The sequence below is a fragment of the Streptococcus sp. 116-D4 genome (assembly GCF_009731465.1).
GTDB classification, from domain to species: domain Bacteria; phylum Bacillota; class Bacilli; order Lactobacillales; family Streptococcaceae; genus Streptococcus; species Streptococcus pseudopneumoniae_E.
Map to the genome: position 1 here is coordinate 1,135,760 of NZ_AP021887.1, position 16,635 is coordinate 1,152,394.

The 16,635-nt window shown below is 40.3% G+C and carries 19 protein-coding genes and 1 pseudogene; 12 read left to right on the forward strand and 8 right to left on the reverse strand.

Annotation, left to right across the window (positions count from 1 at the left end):
* Window positions 1–3 precede the first annotated feature (3 nt).
* The 3 genes from UKS_RS05825 to UKS_RS05835 are packed head-to-tail and all read right to left on the reverse strand — an operon-like array spanning window position 4 to window position 2,370.
* Window positions 4–900, reverse strand: coding sequence for an RluA family pseudouridine synthase (locus UKS_RS05825; protein ID WP_156012163.1), 897 nt, complete (start codon window positions 898–900; stop codon window positions 4–6).
* Complete coding sequence (locus UKS_RS05830; protein ID WP_156012164.1) at window positions 897–1,715, reverse strand: NAD kinase; 819 nt, start codon at window positions 1,713–1,715, stop codon at window positions 897–899. Before UKS_RS05830 ends, UKS_RS05825 begins: the two co-directional genes overlap by 4 nt.
* Complete coding sequence (locus UKS_RS05835; RefSeq protein WP_156012165.1) at window positions 1,699–2,370, reverse strand: GTP pyrophosphokinase; 672 nt, start codon at window positions 2,368–2,370, stop codon at window positions 1,699–1,701. Before UKS_RS05835 ends, UKS_RS05830 begins: the two co-directional genes overlap by 17 nt.
* A 127-nt stretch (window positions 2,371–2,497) precedes the next feature.
* Here UKS_RS05835 and UKS_RS05840 point away from each other — a divergent pair, with 127 nt between their 5' ends.
* From UKS_RS05840 to UKS_RS05870, 7 genes are all read left to right on the forward strand, one after another.
* A complete protein-coding gene (locus tag UKS_RS05840) occupies window positions 2,498–3,067 on the forward strand; it encodes a CYTH domain-containing protein (protein WP_156012166.1) in 570 nt (189 codons plus the stop codon).
* 98 nt (window positions 3,068–3,165) lie between these two features.
* Complete coding sequence (locus UKS_RS05845) at window positions 3,166–4,125, forward strand: ribose-phosphate diphosphokinase (RefSeq protein ID WP_156012167.1); 960 nt, start codon at window positions 3,166–3,168, stop codon at window positions 4,123–4,125.
* 9 nt (window positions 4,126–4,134) lie between these two features.
* On the forward strand, window positions 4,135–5,250 hold the full coding sequence (locus UKS_RS05850) for a cysteine desulfurase family protein (protein ID WP_156012168.1): 1,116 nt from the start codon (window positions 4,135–4,137) through the stop codon (window positions 5,248–5,250).
* Window positions 5,251–5,254: 4 nt separating this feature from the next.
* A complete protein-coding gene (locus UKS_RS05855) occupies window positions 5,255–5,602 on the forward strand; it encodes a DUF1831 domain-containing protein (protein ID WP_156012169.1) in 348 nt (115 codons plus the stop codon).
* Between the two features lie 7 nt (window positions 5,603–5,609).
* On the forward strand, window positions 5,610–5,819 hold the full coding sequence (locus tag UKS_RS05860) for a DUF4649 family protein (RefSeq protein WP_156012170.1): 210 nt from the start codon (window positions 5,610–5,612) through the stop codon (window positions 5,817–5,819).
* 88 nt (window positions 5,820–5,907) lie between these two features.
* Window positions 5,908–6,549, forward strand: coding sequence for a redox-sensing transcriptional repressor Rex (locus tag UKS_RS05865; RefSeq protein ID WP_156012171.1), 642 nt, complete (start codon window positions 5,908–5,910; stop codon window positions 6,547–6,549).
* 17 nt (window positions 6,550–6,566) lie between these two features.
* Window positions 6,567–7,256: a gamma-glutamyl-gamma-aminobutyrate hydrolase family protein gene (locus UKS_RS05870; protein ID WP_156012172.1), complete on the forward strand. Its 690-nt coding sequence runs from the start codon at window positions 6,567–6,569 to the stop codon at window positions 7,254–7,256.
* Here UKS_RS05870 and radC read toward each other — a convergent pair.
* The 3 genes from radC to UKS_RS05885 all read right to left on the reverse strand — a co-directional run bounded on the left by radC (window position 7,253) and on the right by UKS_RS05885 (window position 12,100).
* A complete protein-coding gene (gene radC / locus UKS_RS05875; protein ID WP_156012173.1) occupies window positions 7,253–7,933 on the reverse strand; it encodes a RadC family protein in 681 nt (226 codons plus the stop codon). The two genes, UKS_RS05870 and radC, sit on opposite strands and share 4 nt — an antisense overlap.
* Before the next feature lie 42 nt (window positions 7,934–7,975).
* The gene (gene pcrA, locus UKS_RS05880; protein ID WP_156012174.1) at window positions 7,976–10,267 is read right to left on the reverse strand and encodes a DNA helicase PcrA; all 2,292 of its coding nucleotides are present in this window, start codon (window positions 10,265–10,267) and stop codon (window positions 7,976–7,978) included.
* A 162-nt stretch (window positions 10,268–10,429) separates the two neighbouring features.
* Complete coding sequence (locus UKS_RS05885) at window positions 10,430–12,100, reverse strand: formate--tetrahydrofolate ligase (RefSeq protein ID WP_156012175.1); 1,671 nt, start codon at window positions 12,098–12,100, stop codon at window positions 10,430–10,432.
* A 228-nt stretch (window positions 12,101–12,328) separates the two neighbouring features.
* Here UKS_RS05885 and coaB point away from each other — a divergent pair, with 228 nt between their 5' ends.
* From coaB to UKS_RS05910, 5 genes are all read left to right on the forward strand, one after another.
* Window positions 12,329–13,018, forward strand: coding sequence for a phosphopantothenate--cysteine ligase (gene coaB / locus UKS_RS05890; RefSeq protein ID WP_156012176.1), 690 nt, complete (start codon window positions 12,329–12,331; stop codon window positions 13,016–13,018).
* A gap of 11 nt (window positions 13,019–13,029) precedes the next feature.
* Window positions 13,030–13,581: a phosphopantothenoylcysteine decarboxylase gene (gene coaC / locus UKS_RS05895; RefSeq protein WP_156012177.1), complete on the forward strand. Its 552-nt coding sequence runs from the start codon at window positions 13,030–13,032 to the stop codon at window positions 13,579–13,581.
* The gene (locus UKS_RS05900) at window positions 13,565–14,128 is read left to right on the forward strand and encodes an ECF transporter S component (protein ID WP_156012178.1); all 564 of its coding nucleotides are present in this window, start codon (window positions 13,565–13,567) and stop codon (window positions 14,126–14,128) included. Before coaC ends, UKS_RS05900 begins: the two co-directional genes overlap by 17 nt.
* Before the next feature lie 172 nt (window positions 14,129–14,300).
* A complete protein-coding gene (locus UKS_RS05905) occupies window positions 14,301–14,828 on the forward strand; it encodes an ECF transporter S component (RefSeq protein WP_156012179.1) in 528 nt (175 codons plus the stop codon).
* Between the two features lie 11 nt (window positions 14,829–14,839).
* Window positions 14,840–15,355, forward strand: coding sequence for a transcription repressor NadR (locus tag UKS_RS05910; RefSeq protein WP_033685158.1), 516 nt, complete (start codon window positions 14,840–14,842; stop codon window positions 15,353–15,355).
* Here the strand turns inward: UKS_RS05910 and UKS_RS05915 are convergent.
* Window positions 15,352–15,498 (reverse strand): annotated as a pseudogene (locus UKS_RS05915) (8-oxo-dGTP diphosphatase); the annotation flags it as partial. The gene UKS_RS05910 and the pseudogene UKS_RS05915 sit on opposite strands and share 4 nt — an antisense overlap.
* 71 nt (window positions 15,499–15,569) lie before the next feature.
* The gene (locus UKS_RS05920) at window positions 15,570–16,535 is read right to left on the reverse strand and encodes a substrate-binding domain-containing protein (protein ID WP_156012181.1); all 966 of its coding nucleotides are present in this window, start codon (window positions 16,533–16,535) and stop codon (window positions 15,570–15,572) included.
* Window positions 16,536–16,635: the final 100 nt, after the last annotated feature.

The window sequence follows — 16,635 nt, forward strand, 5'->3', positions numbered from 1 at the left end:
TTTTTATAGAGTATTAGTTGATAACTGGGTAATAAGGTTGCTAAAATCATCCGGCAAGGGACTTTCTAACTGCAAGTCTTGCTCTAGAAAAGGATGATAAAAAGATAGGTAATGGCAATGCAAAGCCTGACGTTGGATGCCGTCGTCCAGACTACCACCGTACAAGTCATCTCCCAACAAAGGAAAACCAATATGAGAAAAGTGGACTCGGATTTGGTGGGTTCGCCCAGTGTGCAGGCGAATATCGACCAAGTGAATATTCCCATAAGAAGCTACAATCTTGTATGAAGTATGAGCATACTTTCCACCTTTAGCTACACGTCTGGTAATAATGGAGTCTTCATCACGCGCAATCGGAGCAATAATTTCACCCTCTGACTCCAAGTGTCCATGACCTTTAACCAAAGCAAAGTAGCGTTTCTCAATGGACTTCTTCTGCAACTGCTTGTCTAATCGTGCATGAGCATAGCCGTGCTTGGCAAAGAGCATCAAGCCAGAAGTATCTCTATCAAGTCTGGTTACAATATGAACCTGCTGATTTTCGTAATTTTGCTTAACATAGTAACCCTTGATAAAATTGGCAATGGTATTGGAGTGATTGACACTAGGAATAGAAGCCACTCCATAGGGTTTGTTTAAGACTAGAAAATGATCATCCTCATAGAGAATGTCTAGTGGTCTCTCGATAGCTTCGAGAGTTTCAAAACCTTCCTCAGCAGGAATATCAATGGTAACACGGTCTCCAATATCCAAAAGATACGTTGCATTTTGCGGTTGGTCATTGACCAGAATAGCTCCGCCTCGAAACTTAATCTTGGCCAGCAGCCCCTTCGAAACCTCGTGCTTTTTTAAGAAGGTCTTAACCTTGACATGCTCATCTGCGATAAATTCAAACCTCATTCATCCACCTCGCCGATGAAAGCATCCTTAACACGATTCCAAAAACTGGTGTGGCTAGGTGAGGCGACAAAGTGAATCTTATGATGGTCGATTTGATACTCGATTCGCTCAATATTGCGGAAAGAATAAACACTATTGTCAACTGAAATGGTATGGTAATCGTTTCTCGTTGGGATCAGTTCAATCTTGTCCTTCTTTGGAACAATAATGGACGAACCCAGCGTTCGATAGACCCGATTATTAAGGCTGGCAATTTCTGTTAATTGAAGAGCTTCAATGGTAGGGTGTAAAACAGCTCCCCCAAGCGACTTGTTATAGGCTGTACTGCCAGTTGGAGTCGAAACTGTTAGCCCGTCTCCACGAAAACGTTCAAAGGGGACACCATTGATTACAATATCCGCCACCATGGTTCGATCGGACCTGCGGATGCTAGCTTCATTTAATGCTCTAAAAATCTTTACTTCACCATTTTCAAGGAAGACCTTCGCATTTAGAACAGGATAAGAGATTCTTGCACCAGTATCTAGCTGCAAATTAGTCACTAGCTTGTCCAACTCAAAATCACGATAATCTGTATAGAAGCCCAAATGTCCAGTATGAACACCGATAAAACGGACCTTATCAAGTTGGTTTTCGTACTTATGAAAGGCCGACAGGAGCATGCCATCTCCACCAATGGAAATGACAATGTCCGGGTTAGTATCATTGAGTATAAACTGATTTCTCTTCAAACGATCTCGCAATTCATACAAAACCCTTTGACTCTGCGGTTTTCTATTCGCTATCAGATTAATTCGTTTACCTGTATTCTTCATCTGTATCGTCACTGTTTCCTACACCATCATTTAATTTTCTACTCAAAGGATCAAAAAGCGCCTGGGCTTCCTGAATATCATCTCGAATTTTACCCATTTCTTCATCCAACTGATGAGCAATTTTTGCAGTAATTTCCAGTCGATTCTTAATTTCCTCTGGGAAATCCCCTTGGTACTTGTAGTTGAGAGAATGTTCTATCGTTGCCCAGAAATTCATGGCCAAGGTACGAATTTGAATTTCCGCCAAAATGGTTTTAGCACCATTAATAGTATCAACCGTATATTCTACTACCACATGGTAGGAACGGTAACCTGATGCTTTTCGATGAGTAATGTAATCGCGCTCCTGTATGATCCGCATATCCTGACGCTTGCGCAAAATCTCCACCACTTCTTGGACGTCATCTACAAACTGGACCATCACACGCAAACCGGCAATATCCTGCAAATCATGTTCCAAGGTCGCATAAGTGATACCACGACGGGCCATTTTTTCCTTAATACTCTCAATCGGCTTCACCCTACCCGTCACAAACTCAATCGGAGAATGCTTATTTTGCTTGCGGTATTGCTTACGAATACCACGTAGTTTAATCTTTAACTCACCAACAGCTTGAATGTAAGGATCTATAAATTCTTCCCATTCTATGGTCATATATTCTCCCTTATTCTCATATTATCCTTCAAAAATATCTTTGATTTTTTCTCCAGATTTATATACAATAAATACAAAGCTATTATATCATAAATCCGCTTTCAACGATAAAGAAAAGGTAAGAAAAATGAAACATTTAGAAATTGAATTGAAAACACTACTGAAAAAAGATGAATATGAACATCTAAAAGAGCAATTCACAGGTGTCACTCCTGTTCTTCAAAAAAATTACTACATTGACACGCCTAATTTTGAACTGCGAGAAAAGAAAGTTGCTATGCGCATTCGCACTTTTGAAGACTGGGCAGAATTGACACTCAAAGTTCCACAAAGTGTTGGAAACATGGAATACAACCAAAAATTGCAACTAAAAGATGCTGAAAACTATCTAAGTAAGGAAGAACTTCCTCAAGGGGCGGTACTGGATGAATTGGCGAAACATGGTATTCAAAGCAAGAAATGGCAGGTACTTGGTTGTCTAACAACGCTGCGCTATGAGATGCAAACAGCTATTGGTCTCATGGCGCTAGATGAAAGTCAGTACTTTGATATTACAGATTACGAATTGGAGCTAGAAGTTGAGAATCACGAACAAGGGAAACAAGATTTCCAGCAATTTTTAGAGGAAAATCAGATTGATTATCAAAAAGCTCCTTCAAAATTGGTTCGATTTGTCAAAAGCATGAAAAATAGCTGAAATAATCTCTATTTTTTGGTAAAATAGAAAAGATAAAAATACAAAAATCCCAGTTCGTATAGGCTAGGATTTAAAAAGTTTACAGAGGACGGTCTATAATGTCAGATAGAAAAAACATGAAACTTTTCGCACTCAACTCAAACCAAGAGATTGCACAGAAAATTGCACAGGCTGTTGGTGTCCCACTTGGAAAACTATCATCACGTCAATTTTCAGACGGAGAAATCCAAGTGAATATTGAAGAAAGTGTCCGTGGTTATGATGTTTACATCATCCAATCAACAAGTTTCCCTGTTAACAACCACCTAATGGAATTGCTTATCATGGTCGACGCTTGTGTTCGTGCAAGTGCCCACAGTATCAACGTAGTCCTTCCTTATTTTGGCTATGCACGCCAAGACCGTATCGCTTCGCCTCGTGAGCCACTTACAGCTAAACTAGTTGCCAATATGCTTGTTAAGGCCGGTGTTGACCGTGTCCTTACACTTGATTTGCATGCCGTTCAGGTTCAAGGATTCTTTGATATTCCTGTTGATAACCTCTTCACAGTGCCCCTATTTGCAAAACATTACTGCGATAAGGGCCTACTCGGTTCAGATGTTGTTGTCGTCAGCCCTAAAAATTCAGGTGTGAAACGTGCTCGTAGTCTGGCTGAATATCTTGATGCTCCTATTGCCATTATCGACTACCCTCAAGACGATGCAAGTCGCAACGAAGGCTATATCATCGGGGATGTTGAAGGTAAAAAAGCTATCTTGATTGATGACATTTTAAATACAGGACGTACCTTCTCTGAAGCTGCTAAAATTGTTGAACGTGAAGGGGCTACAGAAATTTATGCTGTTTCTAGCCACGGTCTCTTCGTCGAAGGAGCTGCTGAACTTCTTGACAATACGAATATTAAAGAAATTCTTGTGACTGATTCAGTAGCAACAAAAGAAAAAACTCCTAAAAACGTATGCTACATCACTGCTAGTGAGTTAATTGGTGATGCCATCGTCCGTATCCACGAAAGAAAACCAGTCAGCCCACTCTTTGCCTACAACAAAAAGAAATAAGGTGATTCTTTGATTTATTTGGACAATGCTGCAACGACTCCCATGTCAGCAGTTGCTATTTTAGCTATGACCGAGGTTATGCAAGAAACCTATGGCAATCCTTCTAGTATTCATAGTCATGGCCGTCAAGCTGGAAAACTCTTGCGAGAAGCTCGTCAGGAGCTAGCTCAGTTACTGGGGACAAAACCTCAACATATTTTCTTCACTTCTGGTGGAACTGAAGGCAACAATACTGCTATCATTGGTTACTGTCTTCGTCATCAAGAACAAGGAAAACATATTATCACAACTGCCATTGAGCACCATGCCGTCCTTGAAACCATTGATTACTTGGTTCAACACTTTGGTTTTGAAGCAACCATTATCCAACCAGAAAATCAAGAAATCACAGCCCAACAAATTCAAGAGGCTTTACGTGACGATACGATTTTGGTTTCTACCATGTTTGCCAATAATGAGACAGGAAACCTACTGCCCATTGCTGAAATTGGCCAAATACTCAAGCAACACCCTGCTGCCTATCATGTCGATGCAGTTCAAGCTATTGGTAAAATCCCTATTCATCCAGAAGAATTGGGCATTGATTTTCTCACTGCTTCAGCCCATAAATTTCATGGTCCTAAGGGAATCGGATTTCTCTACGCATCTAGCATGGACTTTGATTCCTATCTCCATGGTGGAGACCAAGAACAGAAAAAACGTGCAGGAACCGAAAATTTAGCTGCCATCGTAGGCATGGTTGCAGCCCTAAAAGAGGACCTAGAACAACAAGAAGAACATTTCAACCATGTACAAAATCTAGAAACTGCCTTTCTGGCAGAGCTAGAGGGAGTTCAGTATTACTTGAATAGAGGCGACCACCATCTCCCTTATGTTCTCAATATTGGATTTCCTGGTCAGAAAAACGACCTCTTACTCCTTCGTCTAGATTTGGCTGGAATTTCAATCTCCACTGGCTCAGCCTGCACTGCAGGCATTGTCCAGTCTAGCCATGTTCTTGAAGCTATGTACGGAGCAAATTCAGAACGCTTGAAGGAATCCGTTCGGATCAGTTTGTCGCCACAAAATACTGTTGAAGACCTACAAACTCTCGCAAAAACCTTAAAAGAAATTATCGGAGGTTAGCCATATGGCATTTGAAAAAACCATTCAGTTAAAAAATTGTCCTTACGACTACACTCTTAGCCCATCTGTTAAAAAATTCACCCTTAAGGACAACACCTTTTTTGAGACTAAGATTGGTAACTATGAATTGACTCGCCTTTTGGAAAAAGTTCCGAACAGCGGTGAGGGATTCCAACTCAAAATCATTATTAACAAGGAACTTACAGGTGCTAAAATTAATATAACCGACAAGTTTGGACTACGTCTAGTTGATATTTTCAAATCAGAAGACCACCACATTCATCAGGAAAAATTCTACTTCCTCATGGATAGCTTGGTAGAACGTGGTATCTTTATAAAATCTGAAAGATAGGGCCCATATGTTTGAACTGACCTATAAAGACAGCTATCATATAGAGCGCACTCTCAAGTATGAAGACTATGAAGCTCTCATGCTGGCTCTGTCAGGATGTGTGACTCTGCCAGATACACTTTATGTAACTTCTCTGACTTTTAAGGGGCAGGAAGTTTACCAAGGACTGGTCGGAGACCTCTACCGTTTTCTATCACATGCAGATTTTTTACATTAAAACTAAGATTTTTCTTAGTTTTTTCTTGTTTTTGTTGATTTTTTCACAATGTTTCTATAAAATAGAAGAATAGAAAGGTTGTGATTTTGTGAAAGATAAACAGTCTGCTATTCCAAAAGCTACAGCGAAAAGACTCTCTCTCTACTATCGAATATTTAAGAGATTCCATGCAGAAAAGATTGAACGTGCCAACTCTAAGCAAATTGCAGAAGCTATCGGTATTGATTCAGCGACCGTACGTCGTGATTTTTCCTATTTTGGTGAACTAGGTCGGCGTGGTTTCGGCTACGATGTCAAAAAACTGATGACATTTTTTGCCGATTTGCTCAATGATAACTCCATTACCAATGTCATGCTAGTGGGGATTGGTAATATAGGCCATGCCCTTCTCCACTACCGCTTCCACGAGCGTAACAAGATGAAGATTATTATGGCATTTGATCTAGATGACCACCCTGAAGTCGGTACCCAAACTCCTGATGGTATTCCCATTTACGGGATTTCTCAAATCAAGGAAAAAATCAAGAATGCCGATGTCAAGACTGCGATCTTAACGGTTCCCAGCGTCAAGTCACAAGAGGTTGCTAATCTCTTGGTGGATGCTGGCGTGAAAGGAATTCTCAGTTTTTCACCAGTCCATCTGCATTTACCAAAAGACGTGGTCGTTCAATATGTCGATTTGACAAGTGAACTCCAAACCCTCCTCTACTTCATGCGAAAAAAGGATTAGAAAGCGAACATCATTTTATGAAAAAACCAGTTATTGGGATTACAGGAAACGAAAAAACTCATCCAGTTGATGATATCATGTTGAGCTACGCAGCAAAAGGCTTTGTTGAAGGTGTGAAAGACGCTGGAGGGATTCCCATCATCCTACCGATTGGTGATCAAGAAATGGCTAGCCACTATATCAGTATAATTGACAAGCTCATCTTGACAGGTGGGCAAAATGTTGATCCAAAATTCTATGGTGAACCGAAAGCCATTGATAGTGATGACTACCACCTTCAAAGAGATATCTTCGAACTGGCCCTCATCAAAGAAGCTATTAACCAGAAAAAGCCTATTTTCTCCGTCTGCCGTGGCACACAACTCTTTAACGTTGCCATGGGTGGAACTTTGTACCAAGATATCGAAGACCACTGGCAGGATTGTTCGGCTGAGTACACAAGCCAGCGCTTGGTAACAGAACCTGATACAGTTCTTCGAGAAATCTATGGAGAAATTTCCCATATTAACTCTTTCCACCATCAGAGTATCAAGGACTTAGCACCAAATTTAAAAATTGCGGCTCATGATCCTCAAGATGGTATCATTGAAGCTGTCATGAGTACAGATGATACTGCCTTTCTCGGTGTCCAATGGCACCCAGAATTACTATTTGAAAATCGCCCCAAAGATAAAAACCTCTTTGACTATGTCGTTAATGAACTTTAGATTAAATCTGTCTTTTCACGATAACTAAAGTAACTGGAGTGAGAGACAATCAAATGGTCCAAGAGGACAATACCCATCAGTTCGCAGGCTTCTTTTACAAGTTTAGTCACATGATCATCATTTCGGCTAGGGGCTACTGCTCCTGAAGGGTGATTGTGGACCAAGATGAGTGAAGTCGCCATATGCTTGACGGCATAGTGAAGAATCTCTCGCGGTTCAGCAATACTGCGAGTGGCTGAACCGATAAAAATAGTCTGTTGATGAATGATTTGATTTTGAGTATTGAGATAGAGCGCCACTAGGTGCTCTTGTTTTTTATGGCCCAATTCCTGCTGCATCTTCTTGGCCAACTTTTGACTGCTGAGAATACTTTCCATCTCAAGAGTCTCGTGTTTATGAATACGATGCCCCAATTCAATCATGGCTTGTAACTCTATGGCCTTAACACGACCGATACCAGACAGACTCTGCAATTCCTGCAGGGTCATTTTTTTCAAATCCGTTAGGCTTGAAAGATTGCTTAAGACTTTCTGGGCAATTTCAAAAACGCTGGCTTGACGTGTTCCTGTCCTGAGTAAAATAGCTAGCAACTCTTGATTACTGAGCGCTTCTACTCCTTCTTTGGCCAGTCTTTCTCTTGGTAATAGTGAATCTTCTTGAAATGAAATACTGTACATAAAAATCCTCCTCACTTTATTATTCGTGAGAAGGATGGAAAATTAGATTTTTTTCTCAATTGGGGCTACACTAGCTAAAAGTTTTTTCAAACCTACTTCTGGGAAATTGATTTTTAATTCCTGAGTAGCTCCGTTACCTGAAACTTCCAGAACAGTTCCCTCTCCCCATTTCTTATGGAGAGCAATGTCACCAATGGACCAATTTGCTTCACTAGACGCTGATTTTGCGCCAGCTGTAAATTGTCCAAATGGGAGACCGCTTGACTGGATAGATTTTGGGGCAGCACCACGTTTACGGTCTTGGATAGCCTGTGCCAAACTCATACCTTGACCAAATGCAAGGCCACCACTGCTATAAGATGCTTTAAAGCTTGTATTTGCAGGACGAGCCAGACCTTGATACTCAAGTAGGTCTGAACTGATTTCATTAATAAAACGAGTCGGACGGTTATAATTGGTACGACCAAAAAGCAAGCGTGAGTTAGCATTGGTCAGATAGAGAATTTTCTCAGCACGTGTAATTCCTACATAGGCCAGACGGCGTTCTTCTTCTAATTCATCTGGATCTTCAGCTGTACGGCTAAGCGGAAAGACATTTTCTTCCATCCCAATCAAAAAGACAACTGGAAACTCGAGACCTTTGGCAGCATGCAGGGTCATCAGGGTCACTTCTGATGTCTCCTGACTACCTGAATCTGTGTCGGCAATCAAAGCCAGGTCATTTAAGAAGCGACTCAGTTTGTCTAGACCAGTTTCCTCTTCTGGCACATCAGAGGCGTCATCAAAATTTTTCGTCACAGAAAGGAACTCTTCAATATTTTCAACCCGAGCCTTGCTTTCTAAAGTCGCTTGGGCATTAAGAATATCGATGTAACCTGTTTTTTCTAGAACAGCCTCAACCAACTCAGTAATGCTTAACTGGTCCAGTTGCTCCCGTAAATCTAATATCATATTGGCAAAATCCCAGATCGACTGGGCTGCTTTACCTTTAATTCCTGATAGCATGATATTTGCTGAAGCATCTAGCATAGACATGTCTTGCATATTCGCAAAGTCTCGGATTTTCTCAACTGTACCTGGCCCAATTCCACGTTTAGGCTCGTTGATAATACGCTCAAAACTAATATTGTCACTCAAGTTAGCAATGAGGTTGAGGTAAGCAATAATATCGCGAATTTCCTTACGGCTGTAGAACTTGGTTCCACCAACCATGGTATAAGGAATGTTTGACTTGAGCAGAGCTTCCTCAATAGTACGGGACTGCGCATTAGTACGATAAAGAACTGCAAAATCCTTATGAAGGAAATTTTGACTGCGACCAAGTTCATCAATAGTTTTAGCTACAAATACAGCCTCATCCTGCTCATCATTGGCACGATAGTAAACGATTTGCTCCCCATCAGCGTTTTGAGTCCAGAGATTCTTAGGATGGCGATTTTTATTGTTTTTAATGACCTCGTTAGCCGCTTGGAGAATGGTTTTGGTTGAACGGTAATTCTCCTCCAACAAAACAACCTTGGCTTGGGGATAATCTTTCTCGAAATCCAAAATATTCTGCATATCAGCACCACGCCAACCGTAGATAGACTGGTCCGCATCCCCAACCACACAGATATTTTTAAAACGGGACGCCAAGAGTTTGACCAATTGGTACTGAGCGTGGTTGGTATCTTGGTACTCATCAACATGGATGTACTGAAACTTCTGCTGGTAGTAGGTCAAGACATCAGGATTTTGATCAAAGAGACGCAAGGTCAGCATGATTAAATCATCAAAGTCAACCGACTCCGACTGACGCAGTTCTTTTTGGTAGGCAGTGTAGCACTGAGCCACTATTTGCGTGTACATATCGCCAGCTTGGGCAGCATAAGCCACATCATCAATCAAATCATTCTTGGCATTGGAAATGGTCCCCAAAATAGTTCGTTCATTCCATTTTTTAGGATCCAGGTTCAACTGTTTGAGAATGCGTTTCATGAGCGTTCGCTGTTCACCAGGATCTACAATAGTGAAGTTGCGGTTGTAGCCAATATGGTCTGCATCGCGACGCAAAATACGAACACACATGGAGTGGAAGGTCGCAATCAGACAGTCCTGGGTGGCTGGATTGAGGCTATAAGCACGCTCCTTCATTTCACGCGCAGCCTGATTTGTAAAGGTAATGGCCAAGATATTCCACGGATTAACCAGCTTTTCATCAATCAAATAAGCGATACGGTGGGTCAAAACTCGGGTCTTTCCAGAACCAGCCCCTGCCATGATTAACAAGGGACCTTCTGTCGTTTGTACCGCCTCAGCCTGACGGTCATTCATTCCATTCAATAATGCGTTCATCTTCTCTTCCTTACTCTTGAAGTCAATATTTCTATTATATCAGAATTCAGGAAAAATATCTTTACCTAGACTGGTTACATGTAGAAGACGACTTCTTATATCTAGATAAAAAATGAGCTTGGATTACAATTTCCAAACTCATTTAAAGTCAATTTCAATATACTAGAACAAACCTAGGACTGTTCCGTCACTTTCAACATCCATGTTGAGGGCTGCTGGTCGTTTTGGAAGTCCTGGCATGGTCATGACATCGCCAGTTAGGGCAACGATGAAGCCTGCACCTAATTTTGGTACCAATTCACGAATGGTAATTTCAAAGTTTTCAGGTGCTCCAAGTGCATTCGGATTGTCTGAGAAACTATATTGAGTTTTAGCCATACAGATTGGCAATTTGTCCCAACCGTTTTGAACGATTTGAGCGATTTGTGTTTGAGCTTTCTTCTCAAAGTTTACTTTGCTACCACGGTAGATTTCAGTAACGATTTTTTCAATCTTTTCTTGGACAGAAAGGTCATTGTCATACAAACGTTTGTAGTTAGCTGGATTTTCAGAAATAGTCTTAACAACCGTTTCAGCAAGAGCTACTCCACCTTCCGCGCCATCAGCCCAGACACTAGCCAACTCAACTGGAACATCGATTGAGGCACAAAGTTCTTTCAAGGCTGCGATTTCAGCTTCTGTATCAGATACAAATTCGTTAATTGCTATAACTGCAGGTACTCCAAATTTACGGATATTTTCAACATGGCGTTTCAAGTTGGCAAAACCGGCACGAACCGCTTCTACATTTTCCTCTGTAAGAGCATCCTTAGCCACGCCACCATTCATCTTAAGGGCACGAAGGGTTGCGACAATGACAACTGCATCTGGGGAAGTTGGCAAGTTTGGTGTCTTGATATCAAGGAATTTCTCGGCACCAAGGTCTGCACCAAAACCAGCTTCTGTAACTGTGTAATCAGCCAAGTGAAGGGCTGTACTTGTTGCCAAGACTGAATTACATCCATGAGCGATATTGGCAAATGGACCACCGTGTACAAAGGCAGGTGTTCCATAGATTGTTTGAACCAAGTTCGGCTTAATCGCATCCTTCAAGATCAAAGCTAAGGCACCTTCAACCTGCAAATCACCTACAGAAACAGGGGTACGATCATAGCGATAACCGATAACGATATTAGCCAAACGGCGTTTCAAGTCCTCGATGTCCGTTGCCAAGCAAAGAATGGCCATGATTTCAGAAGCGACGGTAATGTCAAAACCATCCTCACGTGGAATACCGTTTAGAGGGCCACCAAGTCCAACAGTTACATGACGAAGGGCGCGATCATTCAAGTCCACTACACGTTTCCAGAGGATACGACGTTGGTCAATTCCCAACTCATTTCCTTGGTGTAAGTGGTTGTCAATCAAGGCAGAAAGCGCATTGTTGGCGGTTGTAATGGCATGCATGTCTCCAGTAAAGTGGAGATTGATGTCTTCCATTGGCAGAACTTGGGCATAACCACCACCAGCAGCACCACCCTTGATGCCCATAACTGGACCAAGAGATGGTTCGCGAATAGCAATCATGGTTTTCTTACCAATCTTGTTCAAGGCATCCGCAAGACCAATGGTAATAGTTGATTTTCCTTCACCTGCAGGTGTTGGGTTGATGGCAGTAACCAGGATCAATTTTCCAACTGGATTACTCTCAACTGCACGAATTTTATCAAAGCTAAGCTTAGCCTTGTACTTTCCATACAACTCCAAATCGTCGTAAGAAATACCCAGTTTTTCAACAACATCAACGATTGGCTTCAACTCAATACTCTGTGCAATTTCAATATCTGTTTTCATTCAAAACTCCTCTAACCTCTAATGTGATAATTCATTATAACACAAAACAAGATTTTTAACATCCTAAAACTCTCTAAACGTTCGTAAATACCCCTATTTTTAGGTTTTTTAGAGCCCTTTCTTAAATTTTATATGGCTTTATAGTTTGAAACTATAGTAAATCTTCGTTTTACCAAAAATTTATCGCTTTCATTTTACTTACCGTTTATTTTTGTGTACAATAGTGCTATGAAAATTTTAGTTACATCGGGCGGTACCAGTGAAGCTATCGATAGCGTCCGCTCTATCACTAACCATTCCACAGGTCGCTTGGGGAAAATCATCACAGAAACTTTGCTTGCTGCAGGGCATGAAGTTTGTTTGATAACAACAAAACGAGCTCTAAAGCCAGAAGAACATCCCAACCTAAGTATTATAGAAATTACTAATACCAAGGACCTTTTACTAGAAATGCAAGAACGTGTTCAGGATTATCAGGTCTTGATCCACTCAATGGCTGTTTCTGACTACACTCCTGTCTATATGACAGGGTTTGAGGAGGTTCAGGCTAGCTCCAATCTAGAAGTATTTTTAAGCAAGCAGAATCATCAAGCTAAGATTTCTTCAACTGACGAGATTCAGGTTTTATTCCTAAAAAAGACACCCAAAATCATATCCCTAGTCAAGGAATGGAATCCTGCTATTCATCTGATTGGTTTCAAACTGCTGGTTGATGTCTCTGAAAATCATCTAATCGACACTGCTAGAAACAGTCTTCTCAAGAATCAAGCGGACTTAATCATTGCAAATGACCTGACTCAAATCTCAGCAAATCAGCACCAAGCTATCTTTGTTGAGAAAGATCAGCTTCAAACAGTTCAGACTAAAGAAGAAATTGCAGAACTCCTCCTTGAAAAAATTCAAGCCTATCATTCTTAGAAAGGAAAGCTATGGCACATATTCTCTTGGCTGTAACGGGCTCAATCGCCTCTTACAAGTCGGCAGATTTAGTCAGTTCTCTAAAAAAACAAGGCCATCAAGTCACTGTCTTAATGACTCAGGCTGCTACAGAGTTTATCCAACCTTTGACACTACAAGTCTTATCACAGAATCCTGTCCACTTGGATGTCATGAAGGAACCTTATCCTGATCAAGTAAATCATATCGAGCTTGGAAAAAAAGTAGATTTATTTATCGTAGCCCCTGCAACTGCTAACACAATTGCAAAACTAGCCCACGGATTTGCAGACAATATGGTGACCAGTACAGCTCTAGCTCTACCAAGTCATATTCCCAAACTCATCGCACCAGCTATGAATACAAAAATGTATGACCATCCAGCAACTCAGGCTAATCTGAAAACATTAGAAACCTACGGCTATCAGCTGATTGCTCCTAGGGAATCCCTACTAGCTTGTGGTGACCACGGAAGAGGAGCTCTAGCCGACCTCACAATTATTTTAGAAAAAATAAAGGAAACTCTCGATGAAAAAACGCTCTAATATTGCACCCATTGCTATCTTTTTTGCAACCATGCTTGTGATTCATTTTCTAAGCTCACTTATCTTCAACCTTTTCCCATTCCCTATCAAACCGACCATTGTTCATATTCCTGTCATTATTGCCAGCATTATCTACGGTCCACGCGTTGGGATTACACTTGGATTTTTGATGGGGCTACTTAGCTTGACGGTTAACACGATTACCATTCTACCGACAAGCTACCTTTTCTCCCCATTTGTACCAAACGGTAACATTTACTCAGTTATCATTGCCATTGTCCCACGAATTTTGATTGGTTTAACTCCGTATCTAGTTTATAAACTGATGAAAAATAAAACTGGTCTTATTTTAGCTGGTGCCCTTGGTTCACTTACCAACACAGTCTTTGTACTTGGTGGAATTTTCTACCTTTTTGGAAATGTCTTTGATGGTAATATCCAAAAACTCCTAGCAACCGTTATCTCAACAAATTCGATTGCCGAATTAGTCATTTCCGCAATTCTTACTCTAGCTATTGTTCCAAGACTACAGACTTTGAAAAAATAAAAACATCTCCACTTTCAAGCTTGAAGGTGGAGATGTTGCTCTATACAGTTTTTTTTAGTGAAATCTTTACCAATATTTAATTTAAAATGGCCTATAAACTTAAGTAAATCCTTGCTTTATTGTCTTGTTTATTGTACTATACTAGTGTATATACAGAAAAAAGGAGATTCTTATGAATACACGGAAAAAGACACAATTTATGACAATGACTGCCCTCTTAACGGCTATTGCGATTTTGATTCCAATTGTTATGCCTTTTAAGATTGTCATTCCACCTGCTTCTTACACTTTGGGGAGCCACATAGCTATTTTTATCGCCATGTTCTTATCGCCCTTAATGGCTGTTTTTGTCATCCTAGCCTCTAGTTTTGGATTTTTGATGGCTGGCTATCCCATGGTTATCGTTTTTCGGGCTCTTTCCCATATCTTTTTTGGGACTTTGGGAGCTCTTTACCTGCAAAAATTCCCCGATACCCTAGATAAACCAAAAGCTTCCTGGATTTTCAACTTTGTATTAGCGCTTATCCATGCTCTTGCTGAAGTATTAGCTTGTGTCGTTTTTTATGCAACTTCTGGTACCAATGTAGAAAATATGTTTTATGTTCTCTTTGTGCTAGTTGGATTTGGTACAATTATCCATAGTATGGTAGACTATACATTAGCACTAGCTGTCTATAAAGTGCTTCGAAAACGTCGCTAAAAGGAAAAACTATGACAAAAGATCGCAAACAAGCCTTGCTTCAACTCTTAAAAGAAGCTCCTAAAGCCCTTAATGGCCAAAGTTTGGCGGAACATTTTCATGTCACACGTCAGGTCATTGTGCAGGACATTGCAATTTTGAGAGCCGATGGCGCTCCTATCCTATCCACTAATCGTGGCTACGTCTATAAGCAAATTGAAACCAATCCTTATGTTCACAAACTTTTCAAAGTGAAACATGAAGTTGAAGAAATCGGTCAAGAACTCCTTGCTATCGTTGATAATGGTGGACGTGTTCAAAATACCTTGATTGACCATCCCGTTTATGGAGAAATCGAAACCTTGCTGAAACTGTCTTGCCGCAGAGATGTGCAACATTTTCTAGAACAAGTCGAGCATTCTGATTTTAAACCTTTATCTGAATTGACAGATGGTATCCATTACCACCTAGTCGAAGCTGAAACACAACAAGACCTCCACTATATCGAGGAGGCCTTGGATCAACTAGGTTATTTAGTTAAAGATTAGAAGATTTTCTTTTCCCAGCCATCTTCTATACGATGGCGGTAGAAAAATTCAGATTTGTCCGGAGCTTCCATCATCTCCATCAAAGGTAGCATATCATAGGCCAGATCCAAGTTTGGAATCTGGTCTTTTTGCACCCAAGAGACCCAATAGTAACAATGATATTTAAAAACTACATTGAATGAAGATGAATAAGTACCTACTTATTAAAAATATATCACCAGTTATATTGATCAACATTATCCTTAGTCACAAGATAAATTGGAGAAACTGTTTCTGTTTCCAGTTTTTTCCCTTGATAATGATCGATTGCTGATTGAATAGCAATTTCACCCATCTTAGCTGGTTGCTGAGCAATAGTGGCAGTAATATCACCTCTTGAAATAGCATCATGTGCATCTGGTTGACCATCAATACCAACAATTAATACATTACTAAGACCAGCTGCTTTTACTGCTTGTGCAGCTCCTAACGCCATCTCATCATTCTGTGCAAAGATTGCTTGTACTTCTTTGTTTCCTTGAATCATATTTTGCGTTGTATTCAAAGCTTTTGCGCGATCAAAATTAGCGGATTGACTAGAAAGAACATCTAAATTTGTCTTTGAAATTTGTTCAAATCCTTTACCTCTATCTACTGTTGCAGAAGCGCCAGGGACTCCTGACAATTCAAAAGTTTTTGCTTTTTCTCCCAATTGCTTGGTAATGAATTCGGCAGCCATTTTACCCGCTTCTACGTTATCAGAAGCAACAGTTGTCAAGACTTCTCCACCATTACTACCGCGGTCAATTAAGATTACTGGAATATTTGCATTATTAGCAGCTTTAATAGATGTAACAATTGCATCAGAATCAACTGGATTAATCAATAAAGCATCTACATTTTGACTAATAAAATTTTGGATATCATCTGCTTGTCTTGCGGCATCATCTTGTGCATCTGCTATCTTCAAAGTCACTTCTTTTTCTCCTGCGGCTTTTTCAAGGCCATCTTTCATAGCCACAAAATAGGGATTGTTAGTAGTCGAAATAGAAACTCCCAACTTTAATTCTTTTGCTGACTTTTGAATCGTAGATTTATTATCATTTGATGAATTTCCTAAACCAGTTTTTCCACAAGCTACTAAAGCAAAAATAAATGTTACAAACAAAGCAAAAATGCTAATTTTTTTAATAATTTTCATGTTATTACTCCTCGTAATATATCTATAGGGATAGTTTCAATCCCAATTATTGTACGTCAGCTAATAAATTGTTACTATTTCCAAAAAATTGAAAATTATT